We start from the raw sequence: 16,091 nt of genomic DNA on the forward strand, positions 1-16,091 counted from the left end.
AGCGAAGCTCGGAGCGCTGTTCAAGCTTCCCGCAAAGTCAGAAGTCGCACGCTCTCAGGTCTCGTTTCCCCGAGCGCCACGGCGTTCGGAAAGAGTGGGAGGCACAGGCGGGTCAGTACATTGCCCGGTGGCATCTCCACGGCGAGCCGCATGTCGCAGGCTCGCGCCAGCTGCATGGTCTCGTGCCAGCGCACCGGCAGCGCCATATTGCGGGCCAGATCGGCCGTGATGCGAGACGGGTCCCTCAGTTCCCTGGCCGCGCTGGCGCTGAAGTAGCGCAGCAAAGGACGCCGCGCACTGACGCCGGCGAAGGCCTGCGCGAGCGCCTCGGCCGGGTCATCGAGCAAGGCGCAATGCGACGGGACGGAAATCGCTACCCGCCTGGCTTCGCGGGCGCCGGCTGCCTTCGCAAGCTCGGCAACGCGAGCCATCGCGGCGTCGGCACCGGCGATCACGAACTGCATCTCGGCATTGTGGTTGGCGAGATAGACCGGCGACGCGGGGCCGTGGGCGGCCGCAATCACGGCCTCCAGCGGGCCGCGTTCGAGGCCGAGGATCGCCGTCATGCCATATCCGCGCGGAAAGGCGTCTTCCATGAGTTTGCCGCGCAAGGCGACCAGCCGGATCGCGTCGTCGAACGGCAGCACGCCGGCTACTACCGCCGCCGCGTAGGCGCCGATGGACAGTCCGGCCACGGCGTCGGCGTGCGCACCGTCATTGAGCAGGGCGCGTGCGCTTGCAACGCCCGCCGTCAGCAGGCATAACTGGACTGCCACGGTCGAAGCCAGGCGCGGCGCGTCATCGAGCGACAGAACGTCATGGCCCAGCACTTCCCTCGCTTCGGCCAGTGTCCGCGCGACGGCCGGATGTTCCGGCAGTGCATGCAGCATGCCGGGGCGTTGCGCGCCCTGGCCCGGGAACGTCAGCAGCACGCCCATGGCGGCTGCCAGGGGTCGGAGCACAGGACCGGCCCCGTGTCCGTCTTGAGCAGTACGCGGCCCCCGGTGCGCAGCCGCTCGCGCAGTGCGAAGGCGCCGTAGGGAGTGGCGACCTGGATATCGAGGCGGGCTTCCTCGGCCGCTTCCAGCAAGGCGCCGAGCGCCTGCGTCTCGGCCTGCGCCAGGGGCTTGGGTGATATGAGCAACAGATCGACGTCGCTGCCCGCATGGAGCACATCGATGCCGGAAGCCAGGTTGAAGCCAACCGCGCCCGTCACGCCCCACTCCAATCTCAGTGAATCGAGCCGGGGCGCCAGCCGCGCCAGCGTACGTAGCGCCGGGATTTGCGCGCGGAGCGGATGCAGGTGCCAGCGCGCCTGGCTGGCAATATCCATGGGCGTGACGATCTTCGCGCACTGTGCGGCTGGAAGCCAGGCGGCATGGCGCTGCGAGCGGAGCATGCCGCGCAGCCCGATGGGGATGCGGCCGTCGGGCGCGCGATCGCGCCGCACGACCACCGGCGCCCGTGCCAGCCATGCGGCGCCGGCCCAGTCGGGCAGGGCGGCCTGCGCGGCGAATGCCTCAGGGTCGTCTAGCCAGATCAGGTCGTGTGGCTGGGGTGCGCCCATCGCATCAATCCCGCCATTGGCGGGTCAGCACTTCCCGCACACGGCGCGTGGCGCCGCGGTTCTCGCCGCCAAGGCGGCCACGCAGGTCGCGGTGCGGATCGGCCTCGATATCGGCCAGGGCATCCGCCAGGGCGCTTCTTACGATGCCGAGATCGGCGGCATCCGGCGCCGACGGATTCGACACCCGCACGGTACGCCAGAGCAGGCCGAGCGTCGCGTAGGCGCCAATGTCGTAGGCCATCGGCGGCACGGTTGCGGCGAAGGCCTCAAGGTCTTCCACACTGCGCATCGTGATGCGGGCGGCAGCGTCCTTGCCCATCGCGTGGACCTGCACGCCGGTGTCGTCCAGCGCCAGGATCCGGTTCGCCTGGTAGCCATGGGCGAGGAACGCGCCGGACATCGCCTTGCCGACCAGGAGCGCGATGACCGGGTGCCCTTCCAGACGTGCGGTGGCATACGCCCCCGCCGCGCTGGCCAGCGCCTGGTGGATGCCGAATGCCTCTTCGCGCCGGCCATAGGCCTGGCTGGGGGTATCGACGATTGCGATGATCGCGCGCTTGACCGGTGCGTCGCGGTCAGCCGCGACGGCTTCCTGCACGGCGCGGGCCAGCGACCAGCCCTCCAGCAGGCCGACCTCGCCGTGGCGTGCGCGCGGGAACGGACTGGCGGCGTCGGGAACAACCGCGATCAGCCGGGCGCGGCGGCCGTCGGTTTCGATGTCGGCAACCTGGACCGAGGGCGGATAGCCAGGCAGCCGCGGCGCATTGCCGCTGAGGGCGGCGAGCCAGGCTTCGCCCCGGCCGGGCGTCTTCAATTCGTCATTCATCGCTGGTCTCCCGCGTAGAGTCGGCGAACGGTGGCTGGGTCCGCCTGGGCGGCGGGATCATAGGCGGCGAGGCGCCGCAGGTAATCGTCGTGCCGGTCGCTGCGATGGACCGCCGCCGGCGGTTGCGCGACGAGCCCGGCTACCGTGGCGCGGATCGCAGCGCTGTCATCGTCAACGAAGCGGTCCGCCAGCCCGGTGGCAATCCGTTGCTCGCCGCCAGTGAAGCCCCAGATAAAGGGCCGGTCGCGCGAGTCGTATTCGGCAATGCCGGCCTCCTGCTCGATCACCGCCGGCCCGTTCAGGCCCAGCCGGGCCTCGCGCGTTACCACGAGCGCGCTGCACAGGCCCGCGGCGATCGACATGCCGCCGAAGCAGCCCACCTGGCCGGCGATCACGCCGATGACGGGCTGGTAACGGCGCAGGTCAACAATCGCCGCGTGGATCTCCGCAATCGCCGCCAGCCCGAGATTGGCTTCCTGCAGCCGCACGCCACCCGTCTCGAACAGGATGACGGCGCGCACCGGGAAGCCCTGCCGGTTGTCTTCGGCCGCCAGCTCCAGCGCGCCGGCGATCTTTGCGCCTCCGACCTCGCCCAGGCTGCCGCCCTGGAAGGCCCCCTCGATGGCAAGCACCACGGCGGGGTGCCCGTCGATGGTGCCTTTGGCCACGATAACGCCGTCGTCGCCCTGGGGCACCACGCCCTGGCGTTCGAGCCAGGGCGACGTCAGGCCGTCGAACGGCCCGGCCAGTTCGCGGAAGGTACCGCTGTCCAGCAGTGCGCGCGCCCGCGCACGCGCACCCAGTTCGACAAAGCTCTCGCGAGACAGCAAGGCGGCGCGGTTCATGCGTCCTCCTTGCCGTCCAAGGCATCGTCCAGGGCTTCGAAGGCCTCGGCCAGCCGCATGCCGACCACCCCGGGCGTAGCGCCGAAGTCGTGGATGCGGATGCGCATCGCGGCGCGCGGCTCGGCGCTGAACACGCGGTTGAGCTGCGCATCCCAGACGCGTCCGTAGCCGTCCACCGACGTCGTCACATGGACCGTGGTCCTGCCGGTCTCGCCGGGTTCGATCATCACTTCCAGGTCGCCGGACCCCACCACACCCACCAGCACGCGCCGGCGGGCCGGTGCGCCGGCCTCGTACTCAAAACGGAGTTGTTCCATCATTGCTCTCCATGCTGATCGTGATGGGCGGCAGGCAGCCGGTCGAGGAATAAGGTTGCCGCCAGCAGGTCCGCCGCGCCGCCCGGTGATGCATTGCGCGCCTGCATGGCGGCCTCCAGTTCGCGCAGCCGCCTGCGGCCAGGCAGCGTGCCAACGCCGCCGGCCTCGAGCACGGCCGCGGCGCCGGCCTGCATGCCGGCCAGTCCTTCGCGGCCGGCGCGCACCAGCACACAGGTATCGTCGAGCCGTGCCATGATGGCGAGCAGGGCGTTGACCCTTGCACTGGACTCGGCGTCGCCCCGGCCCCGGCTCGCGTGCAGCGCCGGCAGGCCGATACCGACGACATGCGGAAAGCCAGCCTCGGCCTGTCCCCGCGCACCGTCCACGCCGTATGCACGGCGGGCCAGCTCGCCCTTGTTGCCGGTATGAACGGGACGATGCCGGTCCGGCAGCCGCGCGATGGCGCCGGCTACCGATGCGACGCTGGCGGCGTCGCCCGCCTTGCCCAGCCAGCCCGCCGCGCCCGCCAGCAGCCCGAGACACCAGATGGCACCCCGGTGCGTGTTGACGCCACCTGTCGCGTGCAGCATCGATGCTTCGGCTTCCCGCCCGAGCGCGCCCAGGCGCTCGCGCAAGCCATGGTCGATGTGCCCGGCACGCTGGCCCGCCAGCGCCATCGCTACGAAGGCCCCGCGCAGGCTGCGCGCGGAATGGATCATCAGGCTGAGCGACATGTCCTTGTGCGCGCCGCTGCCGCGCGCATCGACAAGACCTGGCTTGGGTGTCAGCGAGGCTTCCTCGATCAGCACGTCGACGGCCAGGCCTCCGATGGCACTGGCGGCAGCCGGTATGGCCTGAGTGGCCGCTGCCAGCGCAAGGTTTGCAGGGATCGCCATTACCAGCTCCTGAAGCGTGCCGGCGGCGCGTACAGCCCGCCAGACCACTCGACCAGATCGGCCATGCTCTTTGCCGCCAGCAGCGAGCGCGTGGCATCGGCGCGATGCACGCCGAGATCCTCGGGCAGCGCAATCAGGCCGTCGCTGCGCATCCGCCGCGTGGTCGCGGGGTCGTGGCGCATGCCGATCGGCGTGACGCCGGCCACGGCGGCGATCATCGCGCGGCGCTCCTCCAGCGAGCGCGCCTTGTAAAGGTAGGCAATGCCTTCCTCGGTCAGCACGTGGGTCACGTCGTCGCCGTAGATCATGACCGGCGCGAGCGGCATGCCGCTGTCCCTGGCGACCTGCACCGCGTCCATCGACTCGACGAAGGTAGGCTTGCCTCCCGCCTGGAAGGTCTCCACCATCTGCACCACCAGCTTGCGGCCGCGTGCGAGCGGGTCGTCGGTCTCGATCAGGTCCAGCCATGCCGGCGTGGCGTGGCGCCTGCCGCCCGGGTTATGTCCCATGTTCGGGGCGCCGCCGAAGCCGGACAGGCGTCCGCGCGTGACGGTGGAAGAATGGCCATCGCCGTCGATCTGCAGCGTCGAACCGATGAACAGGTCCACCGCATACTGGCCGGCGAGCTGGCAGAAGGCGCGGTTGGAGCGCATGGCGCCATCGGCTCCCGTAAAGAAGACGTCGGGACGGGCCGCCACGTAGTCCTCCATGCCCAGTTCGCTGCCAAAGCTGTGCACGCTCTCGACCCAGCCGGATTCGATGGCGGGAATCAGCGTCGGATGCGGGTTCAGCGTCCAGTACTTGCAGATCTTGCCCTTCAGGCCGAGCGATTCGCCATAGGTGGGCAGGATCAGCTCGATGGCCGCGGTGTTGAAGCCGATGCCGTGATTCAGCGACTGCACCTGGTGACGCTCGTAGATGCCACGGATGGCCATCATCGCCATCAGGATGTGGACGGGTTTGATCAGGCGCGGATCACGCGTGAACAGCGGTTCGCAGAAGAAGGGCTTGTCCGACTGCACCACGTAGTCGATCCACGAGCCGGGTATGTCGACACGTGGCAGGCCTGCCGCGTCGTCGACGATCTCGTTGACCTGCGCGATGACGATGCCGTCGCGGAAGGCGGCGGCCTCCACCAGCGCCGGCGTGTCTTCGGTGCTGGCGCCGGTGTAGAGGTTGCCGTCGCGATCCGCCTTGTAGCCGGCAACCAGCACGATCTGCGGTGTCAGGTCCACGTACAGCCGCGCATAGAGCTCGATGTAGGTGTGGATCGCGCCCACCTCCAGCAGCCCGTCCTCCAGGAACTGCGAGATCCGCACGCTCTGCGTGCCGGCGAAAGCGAAGTCCAGCTTGCGGGCGATGCCGCGTTCGAACAGATCCAGGTGCTCCACGCGGCTCACGCTGGGGATGATCATGTGCAGATCGTGGACGCGGGCCGGGTCGACGTCGGCCAGCGCGCGGGAAAGGAAATCCGCCTGCTTCTGGTTGTTCCCCTCGAGCACCACGCGGTCGCCAGGAGCGGCGATGGTTTCGAGAAAGGGCACGATGTCGGCCGTCGGGATCACCTTGCCGGTGGCGATCCTGGCGCCGAGGGCTTGGCGGCGCCGTTTTTCTGCGCGACGGGTATCCCATTGTCGTTCCGGTACGGGCTTGGGCATTGCATCTCCGGTGTGCTGCGATCGATACCGGAAAGATAGGGCCGCAGGCACGGCCGAACAATGAACCCCGGCGTCGGACCGTTACGCCGAGGGTAAATGACAAAGCGCCCAAGATTAACCTGAGCGTAACGATCTCCCTGCGCGGTTGATTGATGCGGGCGCGGGGCTTTCCTAGAGTCGGGTCATGCCGTGCATCAGTCGGGCGCGGACATCCACAAAAGAAGCAGGCTGCATCGCCCTGGGGCCGGATGCCGTCAGCCGCACAGGAGACACAACGATGATCATCTATGGAACTGCATTACTGGCGCTCTGCCATCTGATTGGCCTGTTCCTCGGGGACTTGCTCGGCGCCGCCATTGGCGTCAAGGCCAACGTCGGCGGCGTGGGCATCGCCATGCTGCTGCTGATCACCATCCGGCTCTACCTGCATGACTACGGCCTGCTGCCCAAGGAGACCGAGGCTGGCGTCGGCTTCTGGGGCGCGATGTACATTCCCGTCGTGGTGGCAATGGCAGCACAGCAGAACGTGGTCGCGGCGCTGCGTGGCGGGCCGGTCGCATTGCTGGCCGCCGTGCTGGCAGCGCTGGCGTGCGCCTGCTGCATCGCTGTACTGAGTCGCACCGGTGAACATGAGCCGCTGCCGCCATTGCCTGCCGATGGGCAGGATGGTGCTGGCACCGCCCGTGTGACGGCCACCCACTGAGGAGACGCCATGACAATCTCGCTGACGCACACGCTTCAGGAAGTACTGCTGCACAACGGCCTGGTCACGGCCTTCGCCACCGTCGGCATCGTGATGTGGATCTCTTCGCAACTGTCGCGGCGGCTGACCGCCGGGCGCGTGCACGCCTCCGCCATTGCCATCATGATCGGCCTCGGGCTGGCCTACTACGGTGGTGTGGTCACCGGCAAGGAGAAGGGACTGGCCGACTTCGCGCTGTTCTCCGGGATCGGCCTGATGGGCGGCGCCATGCTGCGTGACTTCGCCATCGTGGCGACGGCCTTCGAGGTCCAGGTCAGGGAAGCACGCAAGGCGGGCCTGGTCGGCGCCGTGTCGCTGCTGCTTGGCACGGTGATTCCCTTTGTCGTCGGGGCGATCGTCGCACGCGCCTTCGGCTACAGCGATGCCGTCAGCATGACCACCATCGGCGCGGGCGCCGTGACCTACATCGTCGGTCCGGTGACCGGCGCGGCGCTGGGCGCCAGCTCCGATGTGATCGCCCTGTCCATCGCGACAGGCCTGGTCAAGGCGATCATCGTGATGGTGGGCACACCCTTTGCGGCAGGCTTCCTGGGCCTGAACAATCCGCGGGCGGCGATGGTCTTCGGCGGCCTGGCGGGCACGGTGAGCGGCGTGTCGGCGGGGCTGGCCGCAACCGACCGGCGGCTCGTGCCCTACGGAGCCCTGGTGGCTACGTTCCACACGGGCCTGGGTTGCCTGCTGGGGCCATCCGTCCTGTACCTGGCCACCAAGGCGCTGGTCGGCTGAGTTCAGCGGGCCTTGTCGCTGGCGGAGGTGAGCATGCGGCAGACGGCGGCAAGCGCGAGCAGGTTGGGATCGCGCTCGCGCCGCCGCAGGAAACTGAGCCCGATGGTCTGCTTCATGCCGTACTCGGGGGTCAGTGGAATGAAGGCGACATTGCGGGCGAACACGTCGCGCACCCGGCCCGGAAGCAGCGAGTAGCCGATCCCGCCGCCAACCAGGTTCATCAGCGAGAAGATATCGCCCACCTTCATCACCACGTTCGGCGTGAAGTCGGCAATCCGGAATGCCTCCGCGAAACCGCTGGATGTCACGAAGCCGTCGCCGAGCGAAACGAAAGGCTCGTCCCGGCACTGGCGCAGGTCCACGGCGTCAAGGCGCGCGTAGTGCGAGTTCTCCGGCGCGGCAAAGAAGATATCGTCCTCGAACATCGGTATCGACTCGATGTCCGCGCAGGACTCCGGCAATCCCATCAGCGTCGCATCGATGGTGCCTTGCCGCAGCTTGACAAGAAGATCCGCGTTGGAGCCCAGCACAAGCTCGGTCTGCAGGCTCGGCCGTCGCACCTTGATGCCAATGACCACCTGCGGCACGGTTCGGATGGTCAGTGAGTAGAGCGAACCGATCTTGAGCTGGTCCGCCGAATAGCCTGCCGCCTCGCGGGTCATGCGGATGCCGTCGGACATAGTCTTCAGCACCTCGCGCGCAACGTCCGCCAGCACCTGTGCCGCTTCGGTCGGCAGCAGGTTGCGGCCTTCATGCCGGAACAGGGCGCAACGCAGGCCTTCCTCCAGCGAATGGAGCGCCCGGTGCACGCTGACCGTACTGACATCCAGCGCCTCCGCGGCCTTCGCTAGATTGCCCGTGTCCATGAAGGCCAGGAGCGCCTCCAGCTTCCGGAACGTGATGTCTTCGCTGATGCGGTCTGTCATGGTGTGGCGGGGAAGGAGTCAGGCGCAGATGATCGCACGACGTGCGGTTGACTGTCATGTGTGTCACGTCAGAGGGGTCGCCGAGGGAGAGGTGACCTTGGCTGCTGCCTGGTCAGGCAGGAGGGGCAGCCTGGTGTAGATTCAGTCACGCCAGCGGCCGGTCCTGGTCGCAGCCGGTCCCCCAGACATCGGCAAGTGGGGGCGGCCATTGCTTGAGGGGATGCAAGCGAGTCCATGCAAAAGGAGGCGTCGCATCAGGAACGGCAACCACTAGAATGAAGTTCGGAACTCCCGCCCGCAAGGGCACTCTCCGGCCGAGGAAAATCATGACAAGAATTCTCGCGGCAGCGATTCTCAGCGCACTGACTCTTGGATTGCTGGGCTGTGCCAGTCATGTGGTAAGCGCCGAACAATCGCAACGATTCTCGAGCGATCCGTATAACTATGAGCTGAGCAAAAATCTCTAGCGTGCGTCCCTGAAGGGCGCACCCTCGTGCTCCTGGCGGGTCCCTGGGGCCTGCGGGAGGAATTTGCTTGCCAAAAATGCCAGGCGCCGCCGCAGAGCAGAAGTCGGGACTGGCAGTTCCCCTACCGGTGTCACACCGCCTGCGAAAAACGCAACTAACGTCTTCGTCGGGCTTCCTGCCTGCCCCGCCGCCTTTCCGGACTTGACTGCAATTGGCGGGACGATTGGGTTAATACCTCCTTTGTTCTTGCTCGTACCCTTGCAGCGCGGCAATTGACCGCGCGAACTACCACACCGCTGCGCACGGTGGCTGGGACAAGGAGAGAGCATGAAGAAGCTGGGAGCATTTTTGTTGGCGGGAGCAGCTGCCGCGCCGGGTTTGGCAAACGCACAGAGCGGAGTCACGCTCTATGGCGTGGCCGATCAGTACATCGAGTACGTCAAGTCCGGCAGCAAGCACGCCACGCGCGTGGAGGATGGCGGCCTTTACCAGTCCCGCTGGGGCTTGCGTGGCAAGGAGGATCTGGGTGCCGGCGTGTCCGCCGTATTTACCCTGGAGACCGGGCTCGCGCTGGACTCGGGTACCGTGCAGCAGGGTGGCCGGCTGTTTGGCCGGCAGGCCTGGGTGGGTCTGAGCAGCACGCAGTGGGGGGCGGTGACAATGGGCCGGCAGAATACGCCCATCTACTACATCGAGGGGCAGGCGTCGGCCTTTGGCTTCTCGCCGTATGGCCCGCTTGGGCGTTTGCAGAACAGCGGCCCCGCGGGCAGTAGCCTTACTGCCCGCGCCGACAATTCCATCCGGTATGAGAGCCCCGACCTGGCGGGCTTCCAGGCTAGCCTGATCTATTCGCTCGGGGCCGAGCGCACGGCGCCACCGCGCGACGCCGACTGGCTCAAGGCGGTCGGACTTACCTATGGCAGGGGGCCGCTCTGGCTCGGCCTGGCCTATGAGAGAACCTACAGCATTGGCGGCGTCACGGATGCCGATCGGGACGAGCGTGCAATCGGGGGAACCTATGAGTTCCCGTGGTTGAAGGTATTCGTCAACGGGCGTCAGGCAACGCGCTGGAATCCGGGGCAGGCTACGATCAAGGACCGCGGCTACCATGTGGGCGTTTCCGTACCTGTGGGGCCAAGCGGGCTGGTGCTGCTGGCGTATGGCATGCAGCGCACGGTTGGTACGTCGAACCGGGGCGACCAGGCATCCCTGGGCTACCAGCATAACCTGTCCAAGCGCACGACGCTTTACGCAAATGCCAGCAAGATCTGGAACAAGGGTCAGGCCAACTACACGTTCTCGAACTTCCCCAATGACGTTTCACCCGCTGGCGCATCCAACCCGCAGGGCGTGATGTTTGGCATGCGCCAACTGTTCTGATGAAAAGATTGGACGATCCGATAAAACGTTTTTCGCAGCCGGGGCGATAGTTTGCCCTGGCGTGGCCGGCTGGGCGATACCTCCTGCAGCCGCCCATTCGGCCTTTGCGAGTCCTTTTGCTGATCGGCTGCTCCTCATCCGCAGCCTTGCCCTTGGGGAAGACAATCGATGCGATACCTATTGCTGGCGACGGCTGCATTGCAGCTGTGCGGCTCCCTTCCGGCTTCCGCAGAGCAGGCAGTACCAGGACAGGGACTTGGCCTGGAAACAGCCAGTCATCTCGTCAGTGCCGCGGCGCAGTTCGCCGGGCAGAAGAAGACACCCGTCAGCATTGTCGTGGTGGATGCCGCAGGCCACTTCGTGACTGGCGTGCGGATGGACGGAGCGCCGTTTGCGACATTCGATGTCGCGCGCGGCAAGGCGTTGGCGACAGCGGCCACCGGCGGAGCATCTGGTGCTGAACTGGCCCAGCGCTATCGAGCCAATCCTATTGTCTTCGGGCAGATGAGTTCGCTCGTCTATGGTGGCCCACTTTTTCCGTCGCAAGGCTCGCTTGGGATCTATATCGGCGGTCAACTGGCTGGGGCTGTTGGCGTCAGCGGGGGGCCGTCGGATATGGACGAGGAGGCGGGCAGGCGTGGCATTGCCGCGATTGGTGCATCGGAAACCCCATAGCGGTAAGCCTTGCGAAGCCCGTCTTCGGGTAAGCCGCCGGCCGTTCGTATGCGGCCGGCGGCTCTCGCCTCAGATCCTGCCAGCCAAACCGGCAAGAAAGCTCTCGACTCGCGTGGCCAGATCGACTGGCGCTTCGTTCATGGGGTAGTGACCCGCATTGCCAATGACCTCGATTTCCGCATTCAGAAACAGCCTGCCGTAGGTCTCCGCCATCAACGCCGCGGTCAACGACGGGTCATGTTCCCCGACCAGCACAAGTGTGGGAATTTCGATGCCCGCAATCCGACTCGACAAGTCGGTGTCTGCCCATGCCTGAAAGTAGGCGGCAAACGCCGCGACCTCGGAGTGCGCGATGGAATCCTGTGCCATTCGCGTGAGCCATGCCCGCCCAAGCCGGTTACCCGTGGTGGTATCGATAATCCCGATTCTGGCGTCCATGCTGCGGGCGGCGCTCTCGAACAGTGCTCGCGTGGAGGCATCGAACTCGACAGGTGTCGGCGGAACAGGCGTGACCCCCACCATTGCCGTAATGCGCTCGGGGGCAAGGACGGAGACGGCCTGCATGGCCTTCCCACCCATCGAGTGGCCGAGCAATGCGAAGCGGTCCCATCCAAGGCCATCTGCAAGGGCCAGCGTGTCTTTCGCGATTTCGCCAATGCTGAAGGCGCCTTCACGATCGCGGCGGGAGCCATAGCCTCGATAGTCCATGAAGGCATAGGTGAAGGTCTCCACATCGATTTCACCTGGAAAATGCCCCCAGCTTCGCGCATGGCCAAACCAGCCATGCAAGGCGATCACATGTATGGGTCCATGGCCAACTAAAACGAGGTCTTTCGTATCCATTTATCTTCCCTTTCTTGATGGACGGAGCTCAATCCTGCACCAGGAGACCTTGCATGCGATCGCACGTGGCGCATTTTGCGGAGGATTCGGTAAATGCCTGGCAAATGCCCGGGAAAGCCTGCCAGGAAAAAATGATGGACTTCCTGGTAAATGGCTAGCCGGTAAGGAAAACGCCATTCCGCCAAGTCGGTAAAGTGGGGAGCAAGACGTAACCGGTGCGTACAGGCATCACGAATTCAAGGAGACATGATCATATGTTGAGTTTCAATACCCCGGCGCTTCGGGTGGCCTCAGCCAGGCTAGCCATACTTGCAAGCCTGGCCGCCGCAATGCTCGGCGTCCTGCCTGGCAGCGGGAGCGCGGCATCGGCGGCCGAACCTGCGTCCGCAAGCTGGAAGCCTGCAAAGCCCGTTACCTTCATCGTTCCCTTCCCTCCCGCCGGCATCAATGACGTGCTGGCCAGAACCGTGGCGCAGCGGTTGTCGAATGTGCTCGGCCAACCTGTCGTGGTCGAGAACAGGCCCGGCGCAAGTGGAAACATCGGTGCCGAGGCAATTGTGCGAGCCGCACCGGACGGGCAGACGATTGGAATTCTCAACAGCATTCATGCGGTCAACGCTGCCTTCTACAGGAAGCTGCCATATAGCGTCACGCGCGATCTGACACCCGTGGCCCCGCTTGGGGAATCTCCGCTGGTACTGGTGACCAATCCACACACGCCATACAAGTCTGTTCCCGAACTGATTGCGTTTGCCAAGGCAAATCCAGGCAAGGTGAACTACGGAGGACCCACGAGCTACCCGCTCGAGATGATCAAGACAATGGCTGGCGTCGACATCACCAATATCCCGTACAAGGGTAGCGGTCCAACCATCAATGACATGATTGCAGGCCACATCGATCTGGCGACCGGCCCGTTGCTGGAGTACATGCCCCATGTGAAGTCCGGCAAGTTGCGGCTGCTCGCAGTCGGGACACCAGGCCGTCTGAAGTCCATGCCCGATGTGCCGACGATTGCCGAAGCCATCCCGGGTTACGACATCACGGTCTGGTATGGATTGTTCGCGCCCAAGGGGACTCCCGCGCCGGTCATCGAACGGTTGCGCGAAGCCACCAGGACCATCATGAATGACCCTGAAGTTCGCAAGCACATGGCTGAACTGAGTGTGGATATCACTTTCAGCCAGGCTGGTTCCAACGCCTTGTCCAGTCGCTTGTCCAGCGAGACCGAGCGCGCCAGGGGAATTGTTGCCAAAACGGGCGCCTATCTGAATTGAGACAGTCAATCTGCCAAGGGGACATCATTGTGAGACGCCGTCCGACACGCCGAACCCACGCTGCCTTGATCGTGGGCTTGCTTGTGCTCGCCTCGCAGGCCCGGGGCGAACCTGAGGCCGGAGCACAGGACCTGTCGGGTGCACGGCATGTTGCGGAGCAGGTATGTGCGGCGTGCCACGGCGTTGGCGGTCAAAGCAACCAGGGGGCGTATCCCAGCCTGGCGGGACAGAATGCGGACTATCTGCTTAAGCAGATGCGGCAATTCAAAGGGAACGCTGGTGAGAAGCCGCTACGTAACAACGAAGTGATGCGCGCGGTGATGGAACCCTTCAATGACAATGAAATGCAGAATCTCGCCCGCTATTTCAGTCAGCGGGCGCCAGCACGAAGTCAACCAGTCTCAGCGGACCTGGTCGAGCCTGGTCGCGTGATCTATTGGAAGGGCAATCCAGCCAATGGATTGCCGGCCTGCGTCTCTTGCCATCGGCCCGGCGGTGAGGGGATTGCTCCCGATTTTCCGAGGATCGGTGGCCAGCAATCCGAGTACGTGGAGAAGCAGCTGCGCGCATGGAGGACGGGCTTGCGAGGCGGGCCGGGGAAGTTGATGAGCCTGATTGTGCCATTGATGAGCGATGGGGAGATCGAAGCTGTTGCTCAGTACGTCGCGCAACTTCAATGAGGCGGAAAGCCGGTTATCAGGTGAAAGCCAAAGATTCAGATTCTCAGAAGGAGGAGCACAAAAGATGTTGATCGACAGAAGGCAACTACTGAAGGCCGCAGCCGTCGCAGGAATCGGTGTGGGATCGGCAAAGACCATGGCCCAGGCATCCGTCACAGCGCCGCCCGAGGGAAATGCGTTGGCGGACAATGCGGTTGGCTCTCCACTTCCGGTACGCAAGCCAGGCAGGATCCACCGTATCGTCTCGACATCGGAGACCGTGAAGGTCGGCATACTGGATCCGAAAGTCGCGCCAGTAGCAACGGTCGAATCGGGTGATCTGGTCGCATACCCGGATACCTGGGTGAACTGGGCCAACGGCGCCAGGTACGGCATGAGCTATGCGGATCGGGAACCCGTGCGCAAGCGGTTTCCGCAGGGACCGTACTCGAACATTGGTCCGGTCGAAGTCAAGGGTGCCATGCCGGGAGACGTGATTGAATGCCACATGGTCCGGTTGCGACCGATCGGCTGGGGCTGGAACTCGGCGCCCAAGGGAGTAGGCGCCTTGCCGAACGACTTTGACAAACCGTACCTGCGTTACTTCCAGTTTGACGAGTCGCGCAAGTACACCGAATTCGCACCGGGCATTCGCATCAGGCTCGCCCCGTTTCAAGGCGTCATGGCGGTCCAGCCTGCTTCAGACGAGCCCGTCAGCGGTATCCTCAGCGGACCGTATGGCGGCAACCTGGTGTTGCGCGAACTCGTCGAGGGAACCTCGTTGTTTCTGCCGGTGCAGCGCCCGGGCGGGATGGTCTGGACCGGAGACTCCCACGCGGCGCAAGGCGATGGCGTGGTCAATCAGACTGCGATTGAAACCGCGATGGAGGACATGCAGATCCAATACTTCCTGCACAAGCGAAATGCCCTCGCCCTGCCAATGGCAGAGACGCCTTCACATTGGATCGCGCTGGGATTCGGCAAGAACCTGGACGATGCCCTGACGGCGTGTTTGCGACACATGATCACCTGGTTGAGCGAAGCTTCCGGCATGGACACGCAGGACGTCTACTCGCTCGCAAGTATCGCCGCGAACTTCCGCATTACCCAGTATTCGAACCAGACGGCCAGCAATTACACTTCCATCCCGGCCAAGACCGTGCATGGGATGCTTCCGAAATCAGTGTTCGAGCCCCGAATCAGGCAGAAGATCTCGGATTCGCTGCGATCCTGACGGCCGGTTGCCGATGGCTGGCGTGCACTACTGCCCGGATTGCACGCCGGCGACTACGCCCGTACGACGGAATTCCGACGGGCTGATCCCCAGATGCTGGACGAAGAAGCGCGTGAAGTGGCTTTGTGCGCTGAAGCCCAGCTGGTGCGAAACTTCGCCGATGCTCGTGTGACGCTCAGTCAGCAGCCGGGTGGCAAGACCCACGCGAACCCAGTCGAGGTACTGCTGGGGCGAGATCCCCATGCAAGCCTTGAACTGATCAAACAGACGGCTTCGCGACATGCCCACTGCATTCGCCACGGTTTCTACATTCGGGTTGTCCCATGCGTGGTTCCGGATGAACTCCGCCGCGCGTTTGATTCGATAGTCAAGCGGCTTAGATGTGGCCAGGACCTCGGTCATTGAACGATGCCTGGCATATCGTGCCGAAGTCGCTCTTACCAGGTGGGCCACGGCCTCCTCGCAACTTGTGGTCGCATGGGTTTCACCGTGCGCCAGGCAGCTGCTGAGCGCGGCGAGTGCCGCCGCTATCTCGCCATCCACGCCGGCGGCGAGCTCCTTGAATTGCAGACCGCTTGCCGCGTTCTCAATATCCAGGGTGGTTCCAAGCCAGCCGGGGTCGAGCAGGAGCGCCAGCAGCAGGGACCGTTCGGGGCCTTGATCCAGTTTGGCGTGTGTCGACCATGGATTGATCAGCAGTGCGCGGTCGTCGGACACCGTTACCGTACTGTCGTCCACCTTGAAGAGAGCGTCCGAGCCGCCCAGCTTGAAAATCAGATGAAACTCGGCATGAGCGTGTGCGACAAGCGCCCCTTCGATCAGATGAAGCGTGGCGCGTCCGAAACTGCCATGAACGATGCGAATGAGCCGGTCCTTGGCCATTGATGTGTCTCCTGAATCCTTGTTGGTGCGCCTTCGCCTTCTTGGGACGATTGGGTAACCGGGGGGATGCTTTGGTTAGGCTGATAATTCAATGTGCGTTTAAAGTTTAATCGTCGAAGCGATTACCAGACAAGAGGGAAATAGTAAGTC

At 64.8% G+C, this 16,091-nt stretch carries 18 protein-coding genes; 8 read left to right on the forward strand and 10 right to left on the reverse strand.

Annotated features, from left to right (window positions below; translation table 11 throughout):
- Positions 1–20: 20 nt before the first annotated feature.
- From mdcH to mdcA, 7 genes are read right to left on the reverse strand one after another with little or no spacing between them, the layout of a single operon-like run.
- The gene (gene mdcH / locus RM96_RS11765) at positions 21–938 is read right to left on the reverse strand and encodes a malonate decarboxylase subunit epsilon (RefSeq protein ID WP_039010687.1); all 918 of its coding nucleotides are present in this window, start codon (positions 936–938) and stop codon (positions 21–23) included.
- Entirely contained in the window at positions 923–1,567 is a 645-nt protein-coding gene (locus tag RM96_RS11770) for a malonate decarboxylase holo-ACP synthase (RefSeq protein ID WP_039010688.1), read from the reverse strand. The genes mdcH and RM96_RS11770 overlap by 16 nt, the downstream gene beginning before the upstream one ends.
- Before the next feature lie 4 nt (positions 1,568–1,571).
- Entirely contained in the window at positions 1,572–2,393 is an 822-nt protein-coding gene (gene mdcE, locus RM96_RS11775) for a biotin-independent malonate decarboxylase subunit gamma (protein ID WP_039010689.1), read from the reverse strand.
- A complete protein-coding gene (locus RM96_RS11780) occupies positions 2,390–3,238 on the reverse strand; it encodes a biotin-independent malonate decarboxylase subunit beta (RefSeq protein ID WP_039010690.1) in 849 nt (282 codons plus the stop codon). The genes mdcE and RM96_RS11780 overlap by 4 nt, the downstream gene beginning before the upstream one ends.
- Positions 3,235–3,555 (reverse strand): malonate decarboxylase subunit delta, encoded by a 321-nt coding sequence (locus tag RM96_RS11785; RefSeq protein ID WP_039010692.1) that lies wholly within the window; start codon positions 3,553–3,555, stop codon positions 3,235–3,237. The genes RM96_RS11780 and RM96_RS11785 overlap by 4 nt, the downstream gene beginning before the upstream one ends.
- The gene (locus RM96_RS11790) at positions 3,555–4,451 is read right to left on the reverse strand and encodes a triphosphoribosyl-dephospho-CoA synthase (RefSeq protein ID WP_039010694.1); all 897 of its coding nucleotides are present in this window, start codon (positions 4,449–4,451) and stop codon (positions 3,555–3,557) included. The genes RM96_RS11785 and RM96_RS11790 overlap by 1 nt, the downstream gene beginning before the upstream one ends.
- Positions 4,451–6,109, reverse strand: coding sequence for a malonate decarboxylase subunit alpha (mdcA, locus tag RM96_RS11795; RefSeq protein ID WP_039010696.1), 1,659 nt, complete (start codon positions 6,107–6,109; stop codon positions 4,451–4,453). The genes RM96_RS11790 and mdcA overlap by 1 nt, the downstream gene beginning before the upstream one ends.
- Positions 6,110–6,386: 277 nt before the next feature.
- Here mdcA and madL point away from each other — a divergent pair, with 277 nt between their 5' ends.
- Positions 6,387–6,812, forward strand: coding sequence for a malonate transporter subunit MadL (madL, locus tag RM96_RS11800; RefSeq protein ID WP_052279463.1), 426 nt, complete (start codon positions 6,387–6,389; stop codon positions 6,810–6,812).
- A 9-nt stretch (positions 6,813–6,821) separates the two neighbouring features.
- The gene (madM, locus tag RM96_RS11805; RefSeq protein WP_039010698.1) at positions 6,822–7,598 is read left to right on the forward strand and encodes a malonate transporter subunit MadM; all 777 of its coding nucleotides are present in this window, start codon (positions 6,822–6,824) and stop codon (positions 7,596–7,598) included.
- A 2-nt stretch (positions 7,599–7,600) separates the two neighbouring features.
- Here madM and RM96_RS11810 read toward each other — a convergent pair whose 3' ends face one another.
- Entirely contained in the window at positions 7,601–8,524 is a 924-nt protein-coding gene (locus RM96_RS11810; protein WP_039010699.1) for a LysR family transcriptional regulator, read from the reverse strand.
- A 326-nt stretch (positions 8,525–8,850) separates the two neighbouring features.
- Between RM96_RS11810 and RM96_RS39330 the strand changes: the two genes are divergently transcribed.
- From RM96_RS39330 to RM96_RS11820, 3 genes are all read left to right on the forward strand, one after another.
- On the forward strand, positions 8,851–8,991 hold the full coding sequence (locus RM96_RS39330) for a hypothetical protein (protein ID WP_193752435.1): 141 nt from the start codon (positions 8,851–8,853) through the stop codon (positions 8,989–8,991).
- A gap of 327 nt (positions 8,992–9,318) precedes the next feature.
- Positions 9,319–10,371 (forward strand): porin, encoded by a 1,053-nt coding sequence (locus RM96_RS11815; protein WP_039010701.1) that lies wholly within the window; start codon positions 9,319–9,321, stop codon positions 10,369–10,371.
- 180 nt (positions 10,372–10,551) lie between these two features.
- Entirely contained in the window at positions 10,552–11,046 is a 495-nt protein-coding gene (locus RM96_RS11820) for a GlcG/HbpS family heme-binding protein (RefSeq protein WP_238587238.1), read from the forward strand.
- Between the two features lie 69 nt (positions 11,047–11,115).
- On the opposite strand, the gene RM96_RS11825 is transcribed toward RM96_RS11820, so the two are convergent.
- Positions 11,116–11,889, reverse strand: a complete 774-nt coding sequence (locus RM96_RS11825) for an alpha/beta fold hydrolase (RefSeq protein WP_039010703.1) — start codon at positions 11,887–11,889, stop codon at positions 11,116–11,118.
- Between the two features lie 254 nt (positions 11,890–12,143).
- Here RM96_RS11825 and RM96_RS11830 point away from each other — a divergent pair, with 254 nt between their 5' ends.
- From RM96_RS11830 to RM96_RS11840, 3 genes are all read left to right on the forward strand, one after another.
- Complete coding sequence (locus RM96_RS11830) at positions 12,144–13,166, forward strand: Bug family tripartite tricarboxylate transporter substrate binding protein (protein WP_039010704.1); 1,023 nt, start codon at positions 12,144–12,146, stop codon at positions 13,164–13,166.
- Positions 13,167–13,249: 83 nt separating this feature from the next.
- Entirely contained in the window at positions 13,250–13,846 is a 597-nt protein-coding gene (locus tag RM96_RS11835) for a c-type cytochrome (RefSeq protein WP_238587243.1), read from the forward strand.
- A gap of 64 nt (positions 13,847–13,910) precedes the next feature.
- Positions 13,911–15,059 carry an acetamidase/formamidase family protein gene (locus RM96_RS11840; protein ID WP_039010705.1) on the forward strand — a complete coding sequence of 383 codons (1,149 nt, stop codon included), beginning with the start codon at positions 13,911–13,913 and terminating at the stop codon, positions 15,057–15,059.
- Positions 15,060–15,086: 27 nt separating this feature from the next.
- Here RM96_RS11840 and RM96_RS11845 read toward each other — a convergent pair whose 3' ends face one another.
- Complete coding sequence (locus tag RM96_RS11845; protein ID WP_039010706.1) at positions 15,087–15,941, reverse strand: helix-turn-helix transcriptional regulator; 855 nt, start codon at positions 15,939–15,941, stop codon at positions 15,087–15,089.
- Between the last annotated feature and the right edge of the window lie 150 nt (positions 15,942–16,091).

This window comes from Cupriavidus sp. IDO (genome assembly GCF_000812465.1).
Taxonomy (GTDB): Bacteria; Pseudomonadota; Gammaproteobacteria; order Burkholderiales; family Burkholderiaceae; genus Cupriavidus.